Origin of the sequence: Thermobacillus sp., from assembly GCF_003390775.1 — a bacterium.
Lineage (GTDB): Bacteria > Bacillota > Bacilli > Paenibacillales > Paenibacillaceae > Thermobacillus > Thermobacillus xylanilyticus.
In genome coordinates this window covers 47225-68873 of record NZ_QEWA01000032.1, presented here as the reverse complement: position 1 = coordinate 68873, position 21649 = coordinate 47225, and the positions used below count along the sequence as shown (strand labels likewise).

Sequence of the window (21649 nt, the reverse complement as noted above, 5' to 3'; positions counted from 1 at the left end):
GTCCTCTACTCATTTTACACCACAATATATAGTATTCCAAGTCCCATTTTCGGCAACGAATCGTATCCGCCCGAAACCGACGTTCTGCTGCCGGTTCGATACAAAATGTTGCATCGGTTGAACGCGCCCGCAGAGTCTCGTGACTCATTCCGCCGCCCTTATGAATCGTTCCCCGTACGGTCATACTAACGGATAAAACAACCAGCCGGAGGAAGGAGAAGCCATGCATCCGATCCTGAGACCGGATCGCCGCGCAAGCGGAACCGGAAAGACGCCGCATCCCGATGTGGAGATCGAATTCGACCGGGCCTGGGTCGACGAACTGGCGGAGCGCACGGCGCGCAACGGCCCGTGGGATGACTGGACGCTGTTTGCGCTTGCGGTCGAGGCCGAGCGCGCGAAACTGGTCACGAGCTTCGACGAGCTGCAGGCGCTCAGATGCCTGCCGGCGTTCGAACCGATGCCGCACCAGATCGCGACGGCGCGCAAAGTGCTGCACGAGATGGGCGGACGCGCCATTCTCGCCGATGAAGTCGGTCTCGGCAAGACGATCGAAGCCGGCCTCATTCTGAAAGAATACATCGTGCGCGGGCTGGTTCGCCGGGCGCTGATCCTCGTCCCCGCGTCGCTCGTGCTGCAGTGGGTCCGCGAACTGAACCAGAAGTTCGGCATTCCGGCGACCGCGCAGAAGAAAGCGCACTCGTGGCACTCCGACTTTGTCGTCGCCTCGCTCGACACCGCGAAGCGCGAGCCGCACCGCGAGCTCCTCTTGTCCAACGATTACGACATGTTGATCGTCGACGAGGCGCACAAGCTGAAGAACAAGAAGACGTCGAACTACCAGTTCATTCAGCAATTGCGCAAAAAATACTGCCTCCTCCTCACCGCGACGCCCGTGCAGAACGACATGGACGAGCTGTTCAACCTGATCACGCTGCTCAAGCCCGGCCAGCTCGGCGGGCAGAGCGACTTCGCCGCCAACTTCGTCGCCGACAAGCGGTTGCCGAAGAACGAAGACCGGCTGCAGGAAGCGCTGTCCGCCGTCATGATCCGCAACCGGCGCAGCGACGGCGGCATCAGCTTCACGAAGCGGATCGTGCGCAATATCGAGGTGAAGCTGTCGCCGGAGGAAAAGGCGCTGTACGACGCGGTGACCGGCTTCGTCCGGCAGCGGTACGACGAGAGCGGACGCGACCTTGCGAGCATGCTGTCGCTCATCACGCTGCAGCGCGAAGTGTGCAGCAGCCGGGACGCCGTGTTCCTCACGCTCGTCAACCTGTTCAAGAAGACCCCGGAGGACTCGCCGATGCGGGCGAAGATCTGGGAACTCGTCGAGTTCATCCGCCGCATCCAGGCCAATTCGAAGGCCGAGAAGGCGCTCGAGATCATTCGCACGACGAACGACAAGACGATCATTTTCACCGAATACCGCGCGACGCAGGAATATTTGCTCCAGTTCCTGAAGCAGCACGGCATTCACGCCGTGCCCTACCGCGGCGGCATGAACCGCGGCAAGAAGGACTGGATGATGGACCTGTTCCGCGGCCGCGCCCAGGTGCTCGTCGCCACCGAGGCGGGCGGCGAAGGCATCAACCTGCAGTTCTGCCACCACATGATCAACTTCGACCTGCCGTGGAATCCGATGCGCGTCGAGCAGCGGATCGGCCGGGTTCACCGGCTCGGGCAGACGAACGACGTGAAAATCTACAATCTGTACACGACCGGCACGATCGAGGAGCACATCGTCCGCCTGCTGCACGAGAAGATCAACCTGTTCGAGATGGTCGTCGGCGAACTGGACGACATCCTCGAGCGTCTCGAGCGGGAGGAACATCCGCTTGAGCAGCGGCTTGCGCGCCTCGTGCTCGAGTCGGACGGCGACGCCGACATCCGGCGCGGCATCGACGCGCTCGGCCGCTCGATCAACCGGCTCCGCGCGGACGCGAAGCGATCGCCGAAAAGCTCGCTTGACAGCGTGCTCCCCGTCCTTTCCGTCGTCCCGGACGGCGCGGATGCCGCAGCGGAGGCCCGGCCATGAACGCGAAGCAGATCCACCGGTTTGTCGAACGGTACCTGGAAGCGACCGGCTGCACCATTCTGGAGAAGTCGCCGGCCCATTTCAAGGTGAAACTGTCGCCCGCAGCGGACCGCGAACTGACGAACCGCCCCTATTATTGGAGCTTTGTCGACCGGACCGGCGTCGAGCCGGAGACGATGTCGCTATTGCTCGTGACGGATGCGGCGAAATATGATGCGATGACCGTGGAAGCCGAATCCGCAGGCGCCGGCGGTCCGCAAGGCGGAGCGGCGGAGCAGGCCGGCATGGCGGCCCTCTCCCGCTCGTTCGGTTTTGTGCCCGCCGGGCTCGGCACGCGGATGCCGCGGGACGACCTCCATTTCGGGTCGCGGCGGCTCGAGCAGCTGTTCGCCGCGGCAAGGCGCGGCGGCCGGTTCGTCTGCCTGTTCCAGCAGCCGGACGAGCGGGCGCTTCATCCGTACGATTCGGCGCCCTGCACCCCCTGGCTCGGCGTCAACGTGAAAGTCGGATTCGTCTGCGACATGAAGCGCGAAGAAATGCACGCTTTCGGCGTCTCGCTCGCCACCGGAACGGTTGTCGAACGGTTTTTCGACCGGTTGCAAGGGCTGAAGCTCAGCCCCCGCCTGCCCGCGAACGTGCATGTGACCGGCGCTTCCCTGTCGCTCAAGAAGGCGGCCGACCTGATCGAACAGGCGCTCTTGCAGAAATTGAAAACCTACGATTACGGCTGGGCGGCCGCGGCGAACGAACGGCTGAAGGAAGAGCTCGCCCGGCTTGCGCACTATTACGAGCCGCTGCTCAAGGAAACCGACGACAAGCAGCGGGAGCAGATCGCCGCGCAGTACGAAGCGCGCAAGGAAGAAATTTTGTGGCAGCTGAAGCCGCGCGTCGTCACGGAGATTGTCAACGCCGGCGTGTTCCATTTGTCCGGCCTCGCCTGATTGCGAGAGCTTTCACCGGATTGCGGCAAAAATAGAACGATCGCGCGCGACACATTGCAACAGCCTTCTTGGGGCTTGTCCGATATGATGACACTGCGGCAACCAGGGGGTTGAACGGGAAGGAGGCGCATGAAGATGCAACGAAGAATGATCGGCCTGCTCGCCTGCCTGCTGGCGGCGGCATTGGCGGCGCCGGGCGTCTCGGCGTCAATGGAAGCCGGATACAGGCCTGCGGAGCAAAAGCTGCTCAAATGGCAGGTCGACCAATGGGCACAAGGGTTGTCCGCCCGGCCCGGATTTGAACGGATCGCCGCGGCACAGCGGACGATCGAGCCGCTCGGCCCGGGCACGCACGGCTGGATCGTGCTGTTTGAAGATCAGGGTGAGACCGTCGGCTATATGGTCGTTCACGCGGTGCGGGAAGGCGGCTTCGCGCTGACCGAGTACGGGCTCGGCGACGCGCCGCTCTATTCCGCGGATCTGCTGCGCCAGGGGCTGGCGCGGCTCGGACTTATCGGGGATGATGAGGACGGCGAAGGCAGCGCCGTCGAGCGCCGGTACGCGCACCCGCTCAGCGCGGCCTGGCGGGTCGAAACGGACGACGGCGTCTTCTACCTGGATGCGAAGACCGGCGAGGAACTGCCAGCCGACGACCCGTTCTGGAAAGAGGCGGCGTCGGAAGCGGCGGCGTGCCTCGAGAAGCGGATGCCCGGCGGCGCACAGCCCGCCGGGAGACTGATGCGGCATGCGGAAGTTCCGTCCTTCGATCCGTATGCCCGGCTGCCGTGGATTACGCGCCAGCCGCTCGCCTGGGCGGAGACGGACATCGCCGCGCTGCTGGGCAGCGGCATCGAGCTTCGGCTCGTCGCCGAACGGTTCGACGGCGCCTACCTCTATGTGCTGCCGGTCGTCGCCTGGCATGAATGGGATGACGGCACCGCCTACATCGGCGTGGATCAGGAAGGCCTTCGCTTCATCCCGCAAGCCTGCCTCGAGCCGGCCGCGAAACTGTATGATTGACGAGCCCGCCCGGACACGGCGGCATAACGTCAGGAATCCGCCGCCGGATTCGCCGCCGCTTCATCCGCGCCGGTGCGGCTGTCCCACGCGCCTTGCGCGCCGCTGCATGAGCCAGCCGTACAGCGCCCAGCCGAACCAGCGCGCGAGGAACGGTTCGCGCCGGCTCCGCGCGTCCCTGCGCATGCGCCGGCGGTCCTCCGCCGGCGTCTCGATGTAGCGGACGAGCCGATCCGTCACGAACGCGACATATTCTTTACCGTCTTTGACCGCCATGAGACTTTCCCTCCGAACCTTTGATCCCGCCTGGATCCGCGGCGGGTCCGGCATGTCGTCATGCCGCGTCATGCTCATTATGGCCGGAGCCGGCGCGCGTTAAACCCGCATAAGCCGGCCGACGGGCCGGCAAAACTAACCTGCACCCGCATCTGAACGCGCCGGAGGTCAGAATCATGAACGCGAAAGTCTTGCTTTACGCGGCTGCCGCGGCCGCTGCGACGTTGTTGGCCGCCGTTTTCATGCCGCACGCGACATCGGCATCGCGAAGCTCAAGCCCCGCATCCCCCGCCGCGGACACGCCGCGATACGAGCGCGCGCTGCCCGCGGCCGAAGTGCTGATCGATGCGGGACACGGCGGCATCGACGGCGGCGCCCATTACGGCAGCGTGCTTGAGAAAGACATCAATCTGGAAGTGGCGAAACGGCTCTATCTAGTTCTGCGCAGCCAGGGCATTCCCGCCGTTCTGAACCGGACCGGCGACTACGCGCTGAGCGACGAGAACCGGTGGCATCCTTCCCGCTCGCGGCATCAACGGGACCTGTCGCAGCGCCGGGGGCTGACGGACGAAATCGCCGTGCAGCTCCTTGTCAGCCTGCACGTGAACTGGTCCCGAAGACCATCGGCCAGCGGACCGCTCGTGCTGCACCAGGAGGAAGGAAGAAGCGCGCTGCTTGCGGCCTTTCTGCAGGATGCGCTGAACCGGGAATACGGCAGCCGCAGGCTTCCCAGGGTCGGCAAACCGTACTATCTGCTCAACCTGGTGAAGCGTCCGGCGGTCATCGTCGAGCTCGGGTTCCTGAGCAGCCCGGCGGATCGCGCGAAGCTGACCGATCCCCGCTGGCAGCAACGGCTGGCCGAAGCGGTCGCGGCCGGCATCCGGCAATATTTGTGGACCGCCGGGTAATCCGTGCGGTCCACTTTTTGACTGAAAATTAGAACTTTGTACACGCGGCTTGACTAGCGCCGCTCTCGCATGCTAAGATGAACATCGTCAGTCAACTGAACAACAGCAAACGCGGTCGTGGCGGAATTGGCAGACGCGCTAGATTCAGGTTCTAGTGGTAGCAATACCGTGGAGGTTCAAGTCCTCTCGACCGCACCATAACCGGCAAGCAAACTCCAGGTGAACCTGGAGTTTTTTGTTGCCCGGAATTGCCCCGGAACTTACGCAAGCGGATCGAGGCGCGGCTCGTCCGCCGGCTGGATCCGGTAGCTGCGGCTCACTTTCACCACTCTGCGGTTCGGCCTGCGGATCAGCACATCACGCTCATCCCAGGCGACGACGATGCCGATGACGTCGTTTGCTTCCAGCGCGTCGCGCACGACCCGCACCGTCGTTCCGGCGACGCGGTAAGCATCCAGCTGCGCTTCCGTCATCACGGCTTCTTCATCCTCCTTCCATGTACAACAATGGACCGCGGCAGGGACGGCCCCGCTTCGGTCCATTTCGGGATCATTACAGATGGATTATTCCGGCTGGTGCCCGACATGCTCGGGCGACTCATTCCGCTCGTACCATTCGTCAAGCACCCGGGAGGACATGACGCGGTTTTCAATGTAACCGGCCTGCCGCTGCGTGAATTCTTCCCGCCACGGAATGCCGAGCTCCTCGCACAACTTCACGACGGTGAGCAGTTCCGACCATGCGACATAGCGCTTATACCAGAAAAATTGCGGATGTTCGATCATATAGGGATACAAATCGTCAAATTCCGTATGCTTGCAATCCAGAGCGCGTTCGAAATGTGTCTTGGCATCGGACAACTTCGACTTGAAGAATGAAACGGGCAGCTCAAGCTTCTCCATATCCTTCTGCCTCCCTTCGCTCACTTTTGACTATTATAAAATAATTCAACCGGGAGGAAAAGAGACAGGTGGCAGGCATCGCTGCCAGAAGCCGTCATTCGAACGCGATTTTTCCGTCCGCCAGCGAAGCGATGCGCACGAGCGATTCCACGCGGATTCCCTGCTCGCGGATCAGCCGGCCGCCGGGTTGAAACGTCTTCTCGACGGCGATGCCGAGGCCGGCAAGCTTCGCCCCCGAGCGCTCGATGATGCGGATCAGCCCTTTCGCCGCATCGCCGTTGGCGATGATGTCGTCGATGTACAGCAGGACGTCGTCCGGCGAGAGCAGCTGCCGCGACACCATCAAATCCGTCACAATACCCTTTGTGAACGAAGGCACCCGCTCGCTGTAGGCGTCCGGCTCCGCGAGCAGCGTCTTCTTGCGCCGCGCGAACACGAGCGGCACGCCCAGCGTGAGCGCCGTCGCGAACGCGATCGGGATGCCCGACGCTTCGATCGTGATGACCTTCGTAATGCCTTCCCCATCAAACTTGCGCGCGAATTCGCGCCCCATCTCCATCGTCAGCTCCGGATCGACCTGATGGTTGAGCAGCCGATCCAGTCTGAGCACGTCCGTCGACAGAATGGAAGCTTCCTCGAGTATCCGCTGTTTCAACTGTTCCATGGCATCCCATTCCTTCTGCCGTTAGATCTATGTCATTAAAATTATCATACGGATCATCCGCGGCGCAACAAAAGATGATCCGAATTGCCGGTTTTGTTGAAACTTTTTCCGGTTCTGAATCGTCTACATGTATAGGATAGGGAAAGGTGATGAGGACCATGCGCAACCGCCGCATCGGTACGCTCGCGAAATCGGCCGCGCTTCTGACGCTTTGCATTGCCGCCACGTCCGCCCTCGTCGGATGCGGCGGGCACGGTTCGTCCGGCCGGACGGAGCGGACGCCGGAGCAGGCGCCCGGCGCCGTCTCGGAAGATCCGGCGGGCGGTTCGGATCAAGGCGCATCCGCTTCCGCCGGTCAGACGACGCCGCATTCGGAAGCGGTCGACGGTACAGCTTCAGCGGCAGACGCATCGGATGCCGCGAATGTGGAGCCGAACGCCGCCGGCCGGGACAACGAACATCGCCAGCCGGACGCGAATGGATGGTACGCGGAACCGCCTGCGCTTCACGGCATCGCCATCGGCGAGCGGGAAGCGGATGTCCGGGAACTCTTCGGCGATCCGTCAGATACATACAAATTGTCCGATCCGCCGATGACGGTTCTGGAATATGACGGTTTCTCGGTCGGCGTCGGTGAGAACGGCCGCGTGCAGTTCGTCGAAGTGAGCGGCGCGAACGTGGCGACCGGCATCGGAGAACTCGCCGTCGGCGACACCGCCGATGAGACGATGAACGCCCTCGGCGAACCGTCCCATGCATCGGACACGGTGCTGCTTTATGAACGGGACGGCGTCTCGCTCAAATTCGATTTTGACCCGAATACGAAAAAGATTGCATCGGTTCTGCTGTTCAAGGAGCGTTGAGACGAAAGCCCCGGCATCGATTCTGCCGGGGGCTTTGTTTTTTTGACGGAAGGCTCGTCATGCCTGTCCGCTTCCGCGCATACACATGAGAAGGCGGCACCGTTGCGGAAATGCGCCGGAAGCCCTCCAGCGGCTGATCTCCTGCGCACCGGCTGAACTCCTGCGCCATTTCCTCTCGGCCGCCGCAATTCCTGCGGGACGGGGGCTTCGCCATGAGAGCGGTCCAAGCAATCCAAATCGCCTTCACCTTCATCGGCACCATCGTCGGCGCCGGATTCGCCACGGGACAGGAAGTGCTGCAATTTTTCACCCGGTACGGCATCTGGGGCACGGCGGGCATCCTGCTGTCATCCGTCCTGTTCGTCTGGATCGGCGCCCGCATGATGCTGGCATCCGCCTGCATCAAAGCCCACTCCTACGAAAGCCTCAACCAGGCGCTGTTCGGAGAGCGCTGGGGAACCTGGGCCAGCCGGTTCATGCTGGTTGTGCTGCTCGGCGTCAACGCGGTCATGCTGGCCGGCGCGGGCGCGATTTTCAAGGAACATCTCGGCATTTCCTACCAGACCGGACTGCTCGTCACCATCTTCCTCGTCTTCCTTCTGCTCCGGAGAGGCATGAGCGCAGTGCTCGCCGTCAACTCGATCATTGTGCCGGCGATGCTCGTCTTCACGCTGCTCATCCTGTGGGACACCATGCACGGACCCGGCGCGGATCGCTGGCTGACGATGCGCAACGACACGCCGCAGCTTGCCGCCTGGGCGTCCCCCCTGCTGTATGCGGCGTTCAACCTGTCGATGGCCCAGGCGGTGCTCGTGCCGATCGGCAGCCGCATCGGCGACCGGAAGACGATCATCGCCGGCGCGTGGCTCGGCGGCATCGGCATCGGCGCGATGCTGCTCGTCGCCCATATCGCGCTGGCCGCCCGGATGCCCGGCATCGCCCAGTTCGACATTCCGATGGGCGGCATCGCCCGCGAGCTCGGCTCTCTGCTGCAGTGGATTTACACGTTTCTGATTTTCGCCGAGATTTTTACAACGCTGCTGTGCGACATATACGGCCTCACGCTGCAGCTCAGCGCCCGTCTCGGCTGGCCGGATCAGGCGATCACCGCCGGTCTGCTCACCGTCTGCTGGGCGGGCAGCCAGATCGGCTTCGGTCCGCTGCTCTCGACGCTGTATCCGCTGTTCGGCGCCCTCAGCCTCGGATGGCTGTACCAGATCATCCGCAGGCCGGGCCTGTCGGGGGCATGATCGGCTCGCAGGCCGGGGGCATGGCAGTCTGCGGCGGGCGGGAAGCGGTTCACGCGTGTCCCGCCGTATTTGCCGCCGCCCCCGCGATATCAGCCGCGCCGTCCAACGCCGCTATACCGCCGTATTGTCCACGCGATATCGCCATGCCGTCCACACCTGCTATCCCCCATACCGTCTTCACGAATCGCCGTGCCGTCCCCGCCATAACAGCGCCATCTCTTCCGTTTGACAGGCCCCTGCCCTGTATCTGTCCGCGCTTGCCCTGCGATGTAGAGTAAAGGGCTGGGGGACCAGCCCCTCCTCATCAAACCGTACAAGCGGTTTTCCCTCATACGGCTTTCCGACGTTCTTCACCTTGCGCAATACGTACTTCGCCACGTGGTAGCGGACCGCAGTCTGGCTTCCCTCAGGATCTCGTAGAAGCGGGATCGTCTCAGCGACCACTTCTTGTACTTCTTCCGGCAGAAGATCATGAGCCTCTTGATGAGGTACCAGTCGATCTTCGCCAGAAATCGGTTGGCCGCCCCTAACCAGATCATCCGCATATCGCACCAATGTTCCCAAATGGGCGAATCGCCTTGCCCGGATGGTATCGAGGCAGTTCAGGTAGATATTGGCCAACAGCGGCGAAATGACACCGCCCTGCGGGCTCCCGATCTCGGATTCATGAAACTGATCATCTTTCATGACCCCCGCTTTCAGCCACCCGCGAATCAGTTTGAGCATCTTTCGGTCTGACACCCGCATCTCCACAAGTTTCATCAGCTTCTCATGCGAGATGTTGTCGAAGTACCCCATGATGTCGACGTCCACCACCCAGTACACCTGACCATTGTTCACGGTGTCCATGATCTTCCTCAATGCGTCATGGGCGCTCCGTTTGGGGCGGAATCCGTAGGAGACATCCTGAAAGTCCGCTTCGAAGATGCTTTCCAGTACGATCTTTGCCGCCATCTGAACCAGCCGATCCCGCACCGTCGGGATGCCCAGGGGTCTTGTTCTTCCATCCCCCTTCGGAATCTCCACACGCTTAACCGGCTACGGCTGATACGTGCCATTCTTCAACTGCCCGCATGTCTCCTTGATGAAGCGGTTGTCATACAGCGCATGGAACCGCCTCGTTGGCTTTTCCTTGGCTGCAAGGTACAGGGCTCGCTGGAGTTGTCGAGCTTTTGCTTTGGTGCAGCCAGCCTTCGCAAGTTGCAAGACTATCCGAGACGCAGGCGTTTCGCGAAGGGCATCCTGCCCGCCAGCCGCTCCGCCGTGTGGGCGTGGCAGGTCAGAAAAATGAGCTGACGCCGCCGCTCGCGGACGATGCGCGTGAGCAGCCCGGCGGCCGCGTCCAGCCGCGCGTCATCGAAATTGACGAACAGATCGTCCAGCAGCATCGGCAGCGGTTCTTCCGTCTCGACTTCGTCGGCCAGTGCGAGCCGGATCGCCAGATAGATCTGCTCCGCGGTGCCGCGGCTGAGAAACGCGGCGTCGATGATGCGGCCGTCTTCCGCCGATTCCAGCTCGATCGACGAACGGCCGAACGGCGCGGCAATGCGCACGTACCGCCCGTTCGTCAGCGCCTCCGCGTATGCCGATGCGCGGCGCAGCACGGCGGGCTGGCGCTCCCGTTCGAACGTCTCGCGCGTCCGGCGGATGAGCGCCTGCATGACCGCGAGTTCCGCGAAGCGCTCCGCTTCATCCGCCAGCTGCGCCATGACCGCTTCACGCTCGTTCAGCAGCGGCCGCCGCACGTCTTCCGCAAGGAGCCGCTCGAGCGTCTCGCTCAGCCGGCCGCGCAGCTCAAGCAGACGCGCCCGCTCTTCCTCCGCCGTGCGGCACGCTTCCGCCGTCCGCTCGGCAAGGCCGCGCAGCGCGTCCTCGTCATGCCGTTCAAGCAGCGATTCCATCCGCTCCCGATCTTCTTCAGACAGACCGGATGCCAGCTCCACCTCGATCCGGATTCGTTCCTCATCCAGCTGCCTGGCTTCGCGCGCGTCCGCCAGCAATCGCTCGTAGGCCTGCTCGTCCGCCGCGCCTGCCGCTTCGAACCAGGCGCGGGCCGTATCCGCATGGCCGGCCAGCAGCGCGTTCGTCTCCCGGAGCTGCAAGTCGAGCTCTTTCACCCGCGCCTCCAGCGCGGCCGCCGCAGCGGCAGCTTCCGCTTCGCGCCGGATGGCGGCGCGGAGCAACTCCAGCGCGGCGGCAGGGTCGTCGTCCGCGAGCCGCGCTGCCGCATCATCGGCGACGCACAGCTCCCGCACCGCCGCGCGGTGCGCACGCAGCCGCCCGGCCGCCTCGGACAGCTTCGCATCGAGGCGGTCCATAACTGCAAGATGGCCGGAGGCCATCTCCAGCCGGTCGAGCGTCTCCAGCGCCGCCTCGGGAGACAGACCGCCGGGCAGTCCGCAGCTCTCGAGCCAGCTTCGCCAGCTCGTGCGCAGCGCATCCAGCCGGGCGGCTGCGGCCGCTGCAGCCGCCCGGCGCTCCGCGCGCAGCGCGCGAATCCGCTCGAGCCGCCGTGCGTGCTCGAGCGCGCGCTCGGCCGCGAGGCCGCGCTCGCGCAGCGCATCGAGGCGCGCCTGCACGGCGCGCTGCAGCCGGCTGCGCACCGCAGCCGCAGCGGCGAGCTGCGCCTCGCCCGGCAGCGCGCCATGCGCGGGGGGCGCGAACGGCTCGGCCGCCTCCCGCGGCCGCTTGAGCAGCGCCCCGAGCGCATCCGCCGCGCGCTGCCCGTATGCGGCTGCCTGCCGCGCTGCCGCAAGCGCCTCTCCCGCTTGCGGCCCGCCCGCGCGCCCGCGCCCGATGCCCCGCCGAACCAGCGGCGGCGCGGCAAGCGCGGCCAGCCCCGCGCCGACAGCGCCCGCCGCCCAGGCGGCGGCGCCATCCAGGCCGGCGGCGTGCGCGCCGGCATACGCGGCGGCAAATCCCGCCGCGCCGAGCGCCGCCGCGAGCGCGGCGGCGGCGCCGCTTCCGCCGGCATCACCCTGCCGGCTTGCCGTGCGAGTCGAGCGGGCGCGCTGCTCGCCCATGACGCGCAGGGCCTCCATCTCCCAGGCGCGGCAGGCGTCCTCGAAATGTTCCCACGCACGAAGCAGCGCATCGGCTGTCTTCGGGACGAACGGATCGTCCGCCTCATCCCGGACGCTCTCCGCCCCCGCAGCCGCTTCGGCGGCCGCAACTTCCGCCGCGGCTTCGCGTTCCTGTTCGCCGATCTGACGTTCGGCCTCCGCGCAGCGCGCTGCTTCGCGCTCCGCCTCGCCCAGCTCGGCGCGGAACGCGCGAATCCGATCGCGTTCCGCCACGCCGGCCGCGAAGCCGCGCAGCCGCTCCGCCGTCCACCCCGTTCCGGCGGAAGCGAGCAGCGCGTTCATCCGCTCCTCTTCGAGACGACGTTCCGCACGCCAATCGGCGCACGATTGTTCCAGCGCGCGCATCGCTTCGGCGGACTGGAGCAGCCGCTCGATCTCGGGTTCGAGCCCGAGCAAATCCCCTCGAATGACCAACCGTTCCCGTTCAGCCCGGGCTTCGCGCAGCGCCGCTTCCAGACGCAGCCGTTCGCGTTCCAGCCGGTCTCGTTCGGCGGCCCACATTCGCCACTTCGTCTCGGCGTCGGCAGTCAGCCGCCCGGGATCGGGCAGCGCGGCGCGCCTTGCGTCCAGCTCGCGGAGGCGCAGCCATTTCGCCCGCATGTTCAAGGCGCGCGCCGCCTCGCCCCTGAGGGCGGCCAGTTCCGGCAGCCGCGCATCCAGCGCGCGAAGCTCCGCCTCCGTCCGTTCCAGCGCTTCCGATGCTTCGTTGTACCGGGCGACCGGGTCCGGCAGCGCGCGCAGATCGCGCTCGATCCGTTCAAGCTCGGCGATCCGCCGGTTCATCGGCTGTGTCGTGCCGCGCGGCTTGTACAGCTTGTCCATCGCTTCGCGAATCGCACGCTCGGCTTCGGCCAGCCGTCTGCCGTCCGCCATCCCCGCGTGATAGAGGAATCGGCCCAGTTCCTCGCCCTGCACGGCGCCGAGGTCGCGCAGCTCCGACAGGCCGACGGCGAACAATTGGCGGTACACTTTGCCGGTCAGCCCGCCGAGCAGCAGCCGCTCGAGCTCCCGCTGCTCCAGAATTTCGGGCTCGTCCCCCCGCCTGCCGCGCAGCACCGGCTTGCCGCCCGCGCTTGCGGCATACCGCTCCAGCACCAAATCTCCGTGGCGCTCGGAGACGAGCGCCAGCCGGCCGCCGTGCCGCCCGCCGTACACCGGCTCCTGCCGCTCCGGCATATTCGCGCGGGTGGCGAAACCGTACAGCATCGTTCGCACGAATCCGAGCACCGTGCTCTTGCCCGCTTCGTTCGGCCCCTCGAGGATGACTGCATCGGCGTCAAGGTCGAGTGTGATGCCGCTGAGCTTGCCGAACCCGTCGATTGTCGCCGACCGAATCTTCACGCCGTCTCCCTCCGCATCTGCCTCCAAATCGGTTGCCGCTATCCGACACGCTTGTGCTGCCTCACCAACACAGCCGCCGCACGGTTGACTACATGCCGGTCAATCATCAACTGCCGCCGCATCACAAGCCGGCAAGCATCCCAATGCTATATATCCGTTGCTTCCGCATCTCATCGCAAGCTGCCGCAAACGGCATTGCCGACATCCCCAGCCACAACACAAAATCCCCCCGGCCTCCTGTGCCGCAGCTTCCGATGGCATAAAAAGAACCAAACCCAAATCTGCACCACATCAAGCCATTCCGGCAAATTTTCCGCCCATGTGGTGCATTTTTGCCCTTGATTTCATGGAGCGCATCCTACGAGCTAACATTGGATCGGCACCTAAAACCGAGACTCCATGCCAAAAGCCGCCCAGCCCACCTCCAGCTCCAGCATGCCCGCGGGACAGGCGTCGCCCGCTCGAGCAAGCCGTCCGCGGACAGCAGGCCGAAGCTGCCGGGCACCCGCCGATCAAGCCTCCTCCCGCTCCAGCATGCCCGCGAGACGAGCGGCGGCTCGCTCGAGCAAGCCGTCCGCAGACGTCAGGCCGCGGCTGTCAAGCAGCCGCCGCAGCCGCGCGTTCCGCGTCATCGGCTCGAGCGCTTCCTTGAGCAGCGCTTCCCGGCCTTCGGGGTCGGCCGCCAGTCTGCGCGCCAGCCGCACCGCTTCGCCCGCGAAGCTGTCTTCCCCGGCGAGCCGGTCGAAATCGAGATCGGGCGCCGTTCGGACCGTCAGCCGGTGCACCCAGATCCAGCCGGCCCCGTCATCGGCCGCCGGCTCGCCGAGCCGCTCGCGCAAGGCCGCAAGCAGCTCGTCCGTGCCGCGGGTTTCCAGCCGGCGGTGCAGCGGGCCGCGCCCCTCGACCACCATTTCGAGCATGACCGGACGCCCCTCCGCCGACGACACCGCGCCAACCGCACTTTCCTCCATCCGCTCCAGCAGCTGTTCCTCGTCCGCAATTCCCTCGATGGAGACGCGGCACAAGAGCCACCGGACTTCATCCAGCGGCATGAACGTCAGCCTGACGCCGCCGGACGCGTCGACGTCGACGAGATAACATCCCTTCGCACCGGTCTCGCCGGCATGACGGCCCTGGAGGTTGCCCGGATAGACGACATGGGGATATTCGTGCAGCACCCGCCGCCCGTGAATATGGCCGAGCGCCCAGTACTGGAACCCCGCGCCCAACAAATCATTCAGCCTGCACGGCGCATAGGCGTCGTGATCCGGATCGCCGTCGACGTTCGCGTGCAGCAGCGCGATGTGAAAATCGGCGCCCGGTGCCGGCCGGTAACCCGGGACGAGATTGTCCGTAACCGCCCGGCGGTCGTACGAAATGCCGTAAACGAAAGCGGCCGGCTTGCCGTCTCGCCGGTAAGCCGGCCGGTGCTCCGCGCTCCCGCTTGCGCTGAAGATATGCACGCCTTCCGGCAGCGCGAACCGTGCGCTTCCCGAGCCCAGCGGATCGTGATTGCCGTGGATAGCGAACACTTGGGCGCCGGCGGCCGCAAGCCGGCTCCACGACCGGTGAAGCGCCGCCTGGGCGCGCAGGGAACGGTCCGCCGAATCGAACAGGTCGCCGGCGATGACGACGAAATCGGCCTCTTCCCTCAGCGCCATGTCCGTCAGCCGGCGCAGGGCGCCGAATTCCGCTTCCGCAAAGCAGCGGCGGACGGCTTCCGGCGCGCCCGCCAGCCCCTTGAACGGGCTGCCCAGATGCAGATCCGCCGCATGGATGAACCGGAACGGATTCACGTCGTCTCCCCTTCCTGCACGGCCGTCTGCGTCAAGCCAAGGTAAACCTCCTTCAGCTGCGCGATCACCCGCTGCAGCGAGTAGTCCCGCTTCGCCTTCTCCCACGCCGCGCGCGCCAGATTGTAGCGGTAGCCCGGATCCGAGACGACCTTCTCGAGCGCGCCAGCGAGCGCCTCCGGATCATCCGGCGGCACGAGCAGGCCGTTCACGCCGTCCTGGATCTGCTCCGCGATGCCGCCGACGTTCGTGCCGACAAGCGCCAGCCAGCAGAGCGCCGCCTCGGCGAACACGGAACCGAACGCCTCCGCCCGCGACGGCAGGACGAAAATATCGAAGAACGGCATGAACTCTTCCGGGTGCAGCATGTATCCGTAAAAAATCGTTTCGTCGTACAGATCCAGCTCGGCGGCCATCGCTTCCAGTTCCTTGCGAATCGGACCGTCGCCGATGATGTGAAGGACGAACGCATGCCCCCGCTGTTTCAGCAGCGCGCACGCCTTGAGCAGAATGTCCAGCCCTTTCGCCGGCACGAGCCGGCATACGGTGATGAGCTGCGGAATTTCGTTGTCATGGGAGACGGGCCGGAACCTTTTCTCGTCGAATCCGTTGGGGATGACCGTGATGCCGCCCGGATTCTTGACGTGCGGCGCCAGATAATCCCGGAATGAGTACGATACGGTCAGCAGCCGGTCGACCTTCGTTTCCAGTTCCCCGTACAGGGAAGTCAGGAACCGGTGCTCGGGACCGTCCGGCTTGATTCTGCCGTTCAGGACGAGCTCGCGCTCGTAGCTGGAATGGATCGTCATGGCGACGGGCGTGTCGGGGAACAGCTTCTTCATGACAAGTGCGGGGATCGGATGATGGGCATGGATCAGATCATAGGTTTTGTTGATGCGCAGCCGCGTCCACCACAAGTAGTCGCGGCATGTCTGCAAATATTTGTCGACAACGGGATTGCCCCGGTATTCGCCGGCATCGAACGTCGCGAATTCGAGATCTTCACTGCCTTTGCCGCGCACCCGCTTCGGGATGGAGAACAGTTCCATGTCCCACCCCATCTTGAGGAACCTTTCCTGGATGTACGGCACCATGGAGGAAACGCCGCCCGGCTGCTCCGGGGGAAAGAACAACGCCTGCAATACCTTCATCCTGACTTCCTCCTCCGACAGTCGGTTACGCAACTGCCAAAACCATGATATAATAGAACATATGTTTCTGTAAAGGAAGCCATTACGCCTGCTCGGAAGGGATACCATGACCGCTGCATTTGAATGGATACTTTCGCCTGCCGGACGGATCACCTGCTCCGCCTCGGCGTTGACCGTCGCCGGGCTTTTGATCGTGATGTCCGTCCTCCAATGGAGAATGAACCGCCGGCACGCCTCCTACCGTCTGCTGATCGTTGCGCTGATGCTTGCGCCGGCGTCCTGGATCGAACCGGTCGGCGCGGCGCGGGACGCCATTCCGGCCGGCGCCGGTCTCCTGTCGTTCATTCTCGTCAATTTCGCCGTGCTGGCGCTCTATGTCACGTTCCGCCGCAGCGACAAATGGATGCTTGCGGTGCTGGTTGCGCTGGCCTCCGGCGCGGCCGCGGCGCAATTCGGCCTGGACGCGGGATGGTTCAGCGGAGGCGGACAAGCCCCGGACGCGGCAGACGGAGCGGGCGTCTTCCGGCCGGTGGATCTCATCTTTCTGGTCATCTCCGGCCTGATGCCGGCCTATATCCTGCCCCGCATCGGCCAGAAGGCGAAAGTTGCGGCCGCGCAAGCGTTTTATTTTCTGAGCCGGCTGATCGCCATCGCGGAGACCGGTTCGGCGTCGGCGCTTCCGGCATGGATCCCGGCAGCCGGGCTGCTGCTCATCACGTTTTACTACCATCTCCTGTTCTTCATCCTGTTCCGGCGCACGCTGGAACGGATGCAGTCCGTTTACATATCGTCGATCAAGGACGGCCTGACGGGACTGTACAATCGCCGGCATTTCCTGAAGAAGACGAACCGCTACGCCGGACACGGCCTGCCGGTCTCCATCCTGTTCTGCGACATCGACAACTTCAAGAAATTGAACGATACGCAGGGACATCACGCCGCGGACGAAGCGCTGAAGAAGGTGGCGGCGATCCTGTCCGAGGAAGTGTCGGGCGTCGGCACGGCCGGAAGGTACGGCGGCGAGGAGCTGGTCGCTTCCATCGCCCGTCCCGGAGCCGATCCGGCCGCGATCGCCGAGACGTTCCGGCAGCGCGTCGAGCGGGAGACGCCCGTCACCGTCAGCGTCGGCGTATGTCCGGCAAGCGCGGGCCTGTCGGTGGAGGACGCGATGCGCCGCGCGGACGAAGCGATGTATGTGTCGAAGACGACGGGCAAGAACAAGGTGACCATTCACCGCCCGTCCGCCGCCGCGGCAGGCCAAAAGCAATAAAATCAGCATGCCGTCCGCATGCTGATTCCGAAAGTCCCCTCTACGGGAGCGAAGACGATGCAATTTCTCGCCATGTTGACGATGCTGATCGACCACCTCGGCATCGTGCTGTTTCCCGAAACGCCGTGGCTCCGCCATATCGGCCGGCTGGCGATGCCGCTCTATGCTTATGCGCTCGTGCTCGGATACGGCAGAACGCGCAGCTTTCGCCGCTATGCGCTGCGGCTTGCCGCCATCGCCGTCCTCTCGCAGCTTCCGTACCAATACGCGCTGATGGGGCCGGACGAATCGTTCGAGTTCAACGTCGTCTTCACGCTGCTCGTCTCGCTCGCCGTCCTGCGCCTGATCGACCTTTCCATATCGTCAACATCCGCCCGCGGTCTGCGAGCCGGGGTCATTGCTCATGGAGACTCCCTTGGAACGGCATGGCGCCCCATAACCACTGCAAGCATCGCCGCAAGCGGATGTCTGCTGCTGGAGCTGCTTCCCTTCGATTACGGCGCCTACCTGCTGCTGCTTGTCCTGATCTACCGCTTCACCGTGGGACAGGTCGCAACGGCGCTTCATTTTTTCCTAAACGCGCTGTATCTGCTGCCGGGGTCCCCGCCGTACCAGATGTACAGCCTGCTGGCCACGCTGCTCATCGCCCATGCCCCGAAGGCGCTCGATGCGGCCGGCCGCATCCGCATACCCCGCTGGCTGTGGCTGTCGTTCTATCCGGCGCACCTCGCCGTGCTCGCCGCCATCCGGCCGTTCGTTGCGGTATGAACGCCTCGCTTCAAGCCTTCAGCGTCCGCCAGGCCGCATCGACGAGCAGATCGAAGGCTTCGTCGTTTTCCTCGAGATACGCTTCCACCTGATCGATGTCGCGCTCGCTTCCGGACTCGTTCATGAAAAACAGCCCGTATGCCCAGTCTGTGCCGTCCTTGCTGTGAAGCGCCGCTTCATACGGATGCCCGTGCCCTTCCACTTCAAACCGCACCGAGCCGACATAGCCGTCATCCGTCCGCCGCATTTCCGCTCCAAGGATGTTGAATTTCATGTACTTGCCCTCCTTGCAGGTTTTGTGAATATTTTGTTAACTTTTTCGCCCGGGACAACATTTATCACAATGTTTTGAATCATTTTTAACACAGTTTTAATCTAAATTCGTTATAATGGCACCATAGTTTTCGCAGGGAGAGATTTGCGATGAGAACGTTCATTTCCTTGCATGATCGGCCGATTCCCGTATATATGCAAGACACGAATCCCAAGAAGGCGCTCGAAATGCTGGGCGAAGTGCTGAACCGGAAGCTTCAGACCGGCAAGGCGGCGCTGCGCCGCTGCATCCAGTCGCTCATCAGCATCGAGATCGTCGGCAGCGAAGCGACGCTGCATGCGATGAGCGAGCACGACACGCGCACGATTTCACTGTATTGACGGACTTCCGTCATTCCCTCCATCCCGGGCGGACGCCGCCAAGGCGTTCGCCCTTTTCCGTTCCTAACCGATCCACTTCGCGAAAAATTTCCGATACCCTTCCCGCATCACCCGTTCCGAGAAACGTTCGAACGCCCGCTCGCGGTTGTCTTCCGACACGGCCGCCGGCGCGGCGAGCGCCATGTTGACCAGTTCGAACCAGTTGTCCGGATTGCCGGCGAACGCGTGGCGGCCGGAAATATGCCCGTAGCACGGATGGTCGGGCTTTACGATCAGCTTGCCCATCGCCATCGCCTCCGCCAGCGGCATCGCGAACGTGTCGAACACCGAAGTGCTCCAGTAAACTTTCGCCGAGTTCATCAATCTGAAGATGTCGTCCCGGCCGAGCGCGAACATCAGCTTCACGTTCGGCGGAATGTCGTATTTCTTCATGCTCTCCTTGTACCGGAGGCCGCCGAACACCATGACGACTTCCGCGTCCGGATGGGCTTTGGCGTATGCGATCGGAATCTCCGGCCGCCGGTTCGGCTCGTCCCGCCCGATCCAGAGCACGCGATTCTTCACGACGGCTGACGGGTCGTAATGCCGCCGCGCCAGCTCCTCCTCGAATCCGATCGGAATGACGTCCACGTCGGTGACGCCGAAATCTTCGGCGAACCGCCGCTTGAGATACTCCGTGTGGACGATCGCCTTGTCGACGATCGAGTAGAACGGCCGCATCATGTCGGCGCCGGTGAGCGCGGGATGCGGGTACGAATGCGGGAACAGCACGCATTTGTCGATGAACAGCTTCAGGAACGTAAACCCGGACACCGTGCAGATGACGTGGTCGATGTTTTCCCTGTACAGCTGGTCGAGCACGATGTCGTAGTTGACGAGATCGCCTTTCTCGTATTCGAATCCCGGCGCCTGGTCATATCCGCTCACATGGCGCTCCGGCTGCACGAACACGATCTCGATCCCTTCGTCCGCGGCGATCGCCTTGAGGCGCTCCGCGTAAATGCGCGGGCCCTGGGCTTCGGTGAACTGAATCTTGCGCATGACGAGTCCGACTTTGGTCAACGGAAGTTGGCTCCTTTCCGGGTGGGACTTGTCCAGATATTTCGATCATATAACGATCTGTTCGTGAAGGACAGACCCGCGGTTCGCCCGGCGTTCGTGCGAATCCGCAGGCCGCTGTGGTATAATGCGTTCGATCGACTGCAAGCAACGGAATGGACTGAGGACATTGAGCAATCGGGACAAAAAAACGAACGAAAACGTCATGCCGGCCCCCGTGACGAAGCTGCCCGCCGTCTCCGACAGGCACGATGCGGACGAGGAAGCGCCGGGCGCGGCGGACAGGCCGCCGCTGCCCGCAGCGTTCGTCCGCCGGATGGAAGCGCTGCTCGGCGAAGAAGCCGGGGCGTTTCTGCGCGCCTACGGCGAACCCCGGGCGTACGGCCTGCGGCTGAACGGCCGCAAGCTGGCCGATCTGAGGCTGGAGCCGGACAAGCTGCATCGGATGTTCGGCCTCGAGCCTGTGCCCTGGTGCCCCGGCGGCTTCTACTACGCTCCGGAAAGCCGCCCCGGCCGCCATCCTTATCATGCGGCGGGATTGTACTACATCCAGGAGCCTTCCGCCATGTCGGCGGCGGAGCTGCTGGCCCCGCAGCCGGGCGAGCTCGTGCTCGACCTGGCGGCCGCCCCCGGCGGCAAGGCGACGCAGATCGCCGATCGGCTGGCCGGGCAAGGCCTGCTCGTCGCGAACGAGATTCACCCCGCCCGCGCGCGGGTGCTCAGCGAGAACATCGAGCGGATGGGCATCGCGAACGCGGTCGTCACAAACGAGCCGCCCGACCGGCTGGCGAAGCGGTTCCCCGCTTACTTCGACGCGGTCATGCTCGACGCCCCGTGCTCGGGCGAAGGCATGTTCCGCAAGGACCCGGACGCCGTCCGCGAATGGTCGGAAGCGGCCGTCACCGCCTGCGCCGTCCGCCAGGCCGGCATTCTGGGCGAAGCGGCGAAAATGGTTCGACCGGGCGGCCGGCTCGTATACTCAACCTGCACGTTCAACCGCGAAGAGAACGAGGAGACGATTGAACGGTTCCTCGAGCGGCGGCCCGACTTCGAGCTGAGGCGGTCGCTGCGCCTGTTCCCGCATCGGGAGCGCGGCGAAGGCCACTATGCGGCGCTGCTCGTCCGCAGGGAAGACGCGGACGAGGGCGGACGGGCGGCCGCCGGGGCGCACGCCGGCCGCGGGCGCAAAGGCGGACGCGACGCCGGCAGGCGCGATGGCGGCGGCTTCGCCCGGTTCCGCGCCTTCGCCGCGGAGGCGCTCCCCGGCTTCTCCCCGGACGAGGATCTGCCGGGCGGCGGCCCGCTCGCGTTCGGCCAGCAGCTGTACTGGCTGCCGGACGGCGGCGGCCGCTTCGCTCCGCATCTGCTGGACGGGCTGCGCGTGCTCCGGCCGGGCTTGCATCTCGGCGACCTGCCGAAGGACCGGTTCGAACCGGCCCATGCGCTGGCGCTTCACCTCCGTCCTTCGGCGGCGCGCTGGTGCCTGCCCTTCGCGGCGGACGCGCCGGAGACCGCCGCCTGGCTGCGCGGCGAAGCGCTGCCGGCGGACGCGAATCTCGCCGGCTGGGGGCTCGTCGCCGTCGACGGCCTGCCGCTCGGCTGGGGCAAGGCGAGCGGCGGCCGCATCAACAACCGGCTGCCCAAGGGCCTTCGCCGCCCTTGATCCGCCCT

The 21649-nt window shown here is 64.5% G+C and carries 20 protein-coding genes and 1 tRNA gene; 11 read left to right on the top strand and 10 right to left on the bottom strand.

The window, feature by feature from the left end:
* Nucleotides 1-223: 223 nt before the first annotated feature.
* The 3 genes from C6W55_RS05990 to C6W55_RS05980 all read left to right on the top strand — a co-directional run bounded on the left by C6W55_RS05990 (nucleotide 224) and on the right by C6W55_RS05980 (nucleotide 3999).
* Nucleotides 224-2038: a DEAD/DEAH box helicase gene (locus tag C6W55_RS05990; protein WP_286891907.1), complete on the top strand. Its 1815-nt coding sequence runs from the start codon at nucleotides 224-226 to the stop codon at nucleotides 2036-2038.
* Nucleotides 2035-2979, top strand: a complete 945-nt coding sequence (locus tag C6W55_RS05985) for a YqhG family protein (protein ID WP_286891905.1) — start codon at nucleotides 2035-2037, stop codon at nucleotides 2977-2979. Before C6W55_RS05990 ends, C6W55_RS05985 begins: the two co-directional genes overlap by 4 nt.
* Nucleotides 2980-3114: 135 nt before the next feature.
* Nucleotides 3115-3999 (top strand): hypothetical protein, encoded by an 885-nt coding sequence (locus tag C6W55_RS05980; RefSeq protein WP_286891903.1) that lies wholly within the window; start codon nucleotides 3115-3117, stop codon nucleotides 3997-3999.
* A 60-nt stretch (nucleotides 4000-4059) separates the two neighbouring features.
* Here the strand turns inward: C6W55_RS05980 and C6W55_RS05975 are convergent, their stop codons facing one another.
* Nucleotides 4060-4272, bottom strand: a complete 213-nt coding sequence (locus tag C6W55_RS05975; protein WP_286891902.1) for a YqzE family protein — start codon at nucleotides 4270-4272, stop codon at nucleotides 4060-4062.
* 176 nt (nucleotides 4273-4448) lie between these two features.
* Here C6W55_RS05975 and C6W55_RS05970 point away from each other — a divergent pair, with 176 nt between their 5' ends.
* Complete coding sequence (locus tag C6W55_RS05970; protein WP_286891901.1) at nucleotides 4449-5180, top strand: N-acetylmuramoyl-L-alanine amidase family protein; 732 nt, start codon at nucleotides 4449-4451, stop codon at nucleotides 5178-5180.
* 111 nt (nucleotides 5181-5291) lie between these two features.
* A tRNA-Leu gene (locus C6W55_RS05965) sits at nucleotides 5292-5378 on the top strand.
* A 62-nt stretch (nucleotides 5379-5440) separates the two neighbouring features.
* Here the strand turns inward: C6W55_RS05965 and C6W55_RS05960 are convergent.
* From C6W55_RS05960 to C6W55_RS05950, 3 genes are all read right to left on the bottom strand, one after another.
* Entirely contained in the window at nucleotides 5441-5653 is a 213-nt protein-coding gene (locus C6W55_RS05960; protein ID WP_408646080.1) for a hypothetical protein, read from the bottom strand.
* Between the two features lie 90 nt (nucleotides 5654-5743).
* Nucleotides 5744-6082, bottom strand: a complete 339-nt coding sequence (locus C6W55_RS05955; protein ID WP_015254378.1) for a hypothetical protein — start codon at nucleotides 6080-6082, stop codon at nucleotides 5744-5746.
* 94 nt (nucleotides 6083-6176) lie between these two features.
* Nucleotides 6177-6746 carry a xanthine phosphoribosyltransferase gene (locus C6W55_RS05950; RefSeq protein ID WP_015254377.1) on the bottom strand — a complete coding sequence of 190 codons (570 nt, stop codon included), beginning with the start codon at nucleotides 6744-6746 and terminating at the stop codon, nucleotides 6177-6179.
* Between the two features lie 158 nt (nucleotides 6747-6904).
* Here C6W55_RS05950 and C6W55_RS05945 point away from each other — a divergent pair, with 158 nt between their 5' ends.
* Together C6W55_RS05945 and C6W55_RS05940 are read left to right on the top strand one after the other, a co-directional pair.
* On the top strand, nucleotides 6905-7609 hold the full coding sequence (locus C6W55_RS05945) for a hypothetical protein (protein WP_286891900.1): 705 nt from the start codon (nucleotides 6905-6907) through the stop codon (nucleotides 7607-7609).
* A 212-nt stretch (nucleotides 7610-7821) separates the two neighbouring features.
* Nucleotides 7822-8859, top strand: coding sequence for a YkvI family membrane protein (locus C6W55_RS05940; RefSeq protein ID WP_015254375.1), 1038 nt, complete (start codon nucleotides 7822-7824; stop codon nucleotides 8857-8859).
* 177 nt (nucleotides 8860-9036) lie between these two features.
* Here the strand turns inward: C6W55_RS05940 and C6W55_RS05935 are convergent, their stop codons facing one another.
* The 4 genes from C6W55_RS05935 to C6W55_RS05920 all read right to left on the bottom strand — a co-directional run bounded on the left by C6W55_RS05935 (nucleotide 9037) and on the right by C6W55_RS05920 (nucleotide 16227).
* Entirely contained in the window at nucleotides 9037-9834 is a 798-nt protein-coding gene (locus C6W55_RS05935) for a reverse transcriptase domain-containing protein (RefSeq protein WP_052835853.1), read from the bottom strand.
* A gap of 233 nt (nucleotides 9835-10067) precedes the next feature.
* Complete coding sequence (locus C6W55_RS05930; protein ID WP_286891899.1) at nucleotides 10068-13283, bottom strand: AAA family ATPase; 3216 nt, start codon at nucleotides 13281-13283, stop codon at nucleotides 10068-10070.
* A gap of 512 nt (nucleotides 13284-13795) precedes the next feature.
* Complete coding sequence (locus C6W55_RS05925; protein ID WP_286891898.1) at nucleotides 13796-15079, bottom strand: metallophosphoesterase family protein; 1284 nt, start codon at nucleotides 15077-15079, stop codon at nucleotides 13796-13798.
* Nucleotides 15076-16227 (bottom strand): glycosyltransferase family 4 protein, encoded by a 1152-nt coding sequence (locus C6W55_RS05920; protein WP_286891897.1) that lies wholly within the window; start codon nucleotides 16225-16227, stop codon nucleotides 15076-15078. Before C6W55_RS05920 ends, C6W55_RS05925 begins: the two co-directional genes overlap by 4 nt.
* 106 nt (nucleotides 16228-16333) lie before the next feature.
* Here C6W55_RS05920 and C6W55_RS05915 point away from each other — a divergent pair, with 106 nt between their 5' ends.
* Together C6W55_RS05915 and C6W55_RS05910 are read left to right on the top strand one after the other, a co-directional pair.
* A complete protein-coding gene (locus C6W55_RS05915; RefSeq protein ID WP_286891896.1) occupies nucleotides 16334-17497 on the top strand; it encodes a GGDEF domain-containing protein in 1164 nt (387 codons plus the stop codon).
* A gap of 18 nt (nucleotides 17498-17515) precedes the next feature.
* A complete protein-coding gene (locus C6W55_RS05910) occupies nucleotides 17516-18265 on the top strand; it encodes a TraX family protein (RefSeq protein ID WP_286891895.1) in 750 nt (249 codons plus the stop codon).
* A gap of 10 nt (nucleotides 18266-18275) precedes the next feature.
* Here the strand turns inward: C6W55_RS05910 and C6W55_RS05905 are convergent, their stop codons facing one another.
* A complete protein-coding gene (locus tag C6W55_RS05905; RefSeq protein WP_286891894.1) occupies nucleotides 18276-18539 on the bottom strand; it encodes a hypothetical protein in 264 nt (87 codons plus the stop codon).
* A 149-nt stretch (nucleotides 18540-18688) separates the two neighbouring features.
* On the opposite strand from C6W55_RS05905, the gene C6W55_RS05900 reads away from it, so the two are divergent.
* Nucleotides 18689-18919, top strand: coding sequence for a 3-dehydroquinate dehydratase (locus C6W55_RS05900; RefSeq protein ID WP_286891893.1), 231 nt, complete (start codon nucleotides 18689-18691; stop codon nucleotides 18917-18919).
* Between the two features lie 63 nt (nucleotides 18920-18982).
* Here the strand turns inward: C6W55_RS05900 and C6W55_RS05895 are convergent, their stop codons facing one another.
* The gene (locus C6W55_RS05895) at nucleotides 18983-19981 is read right to left on the bottom strand and encodes a glycosyltransferase family 4 protein (protein WP_286891891.1); all 999 of its coding nucleotides are present in this window, start codon (nucleotides 19979-19981) and stop codon (nucleotides 18983-18985) included.
* A gap of 166 nt (nucleotides 19982-20147) precedes the next feature.
* Between C6W55_RS05895 and C6W55_RS05890 the strand changes: the two genes are divergently transcribed.
* Entirely contained in the window at nucleotides 20148-21641 is a 1494-nt protein-coding gene (locus tag C6W55_RS05890) for an RsmB/NOP family class I SAM-dependent RNA methyltransferase (RefSeq protein ID WP_213484847.1), read from the top strand.
* Nucleotides 21642-21649: the final 8 nt, after the last annotated feature.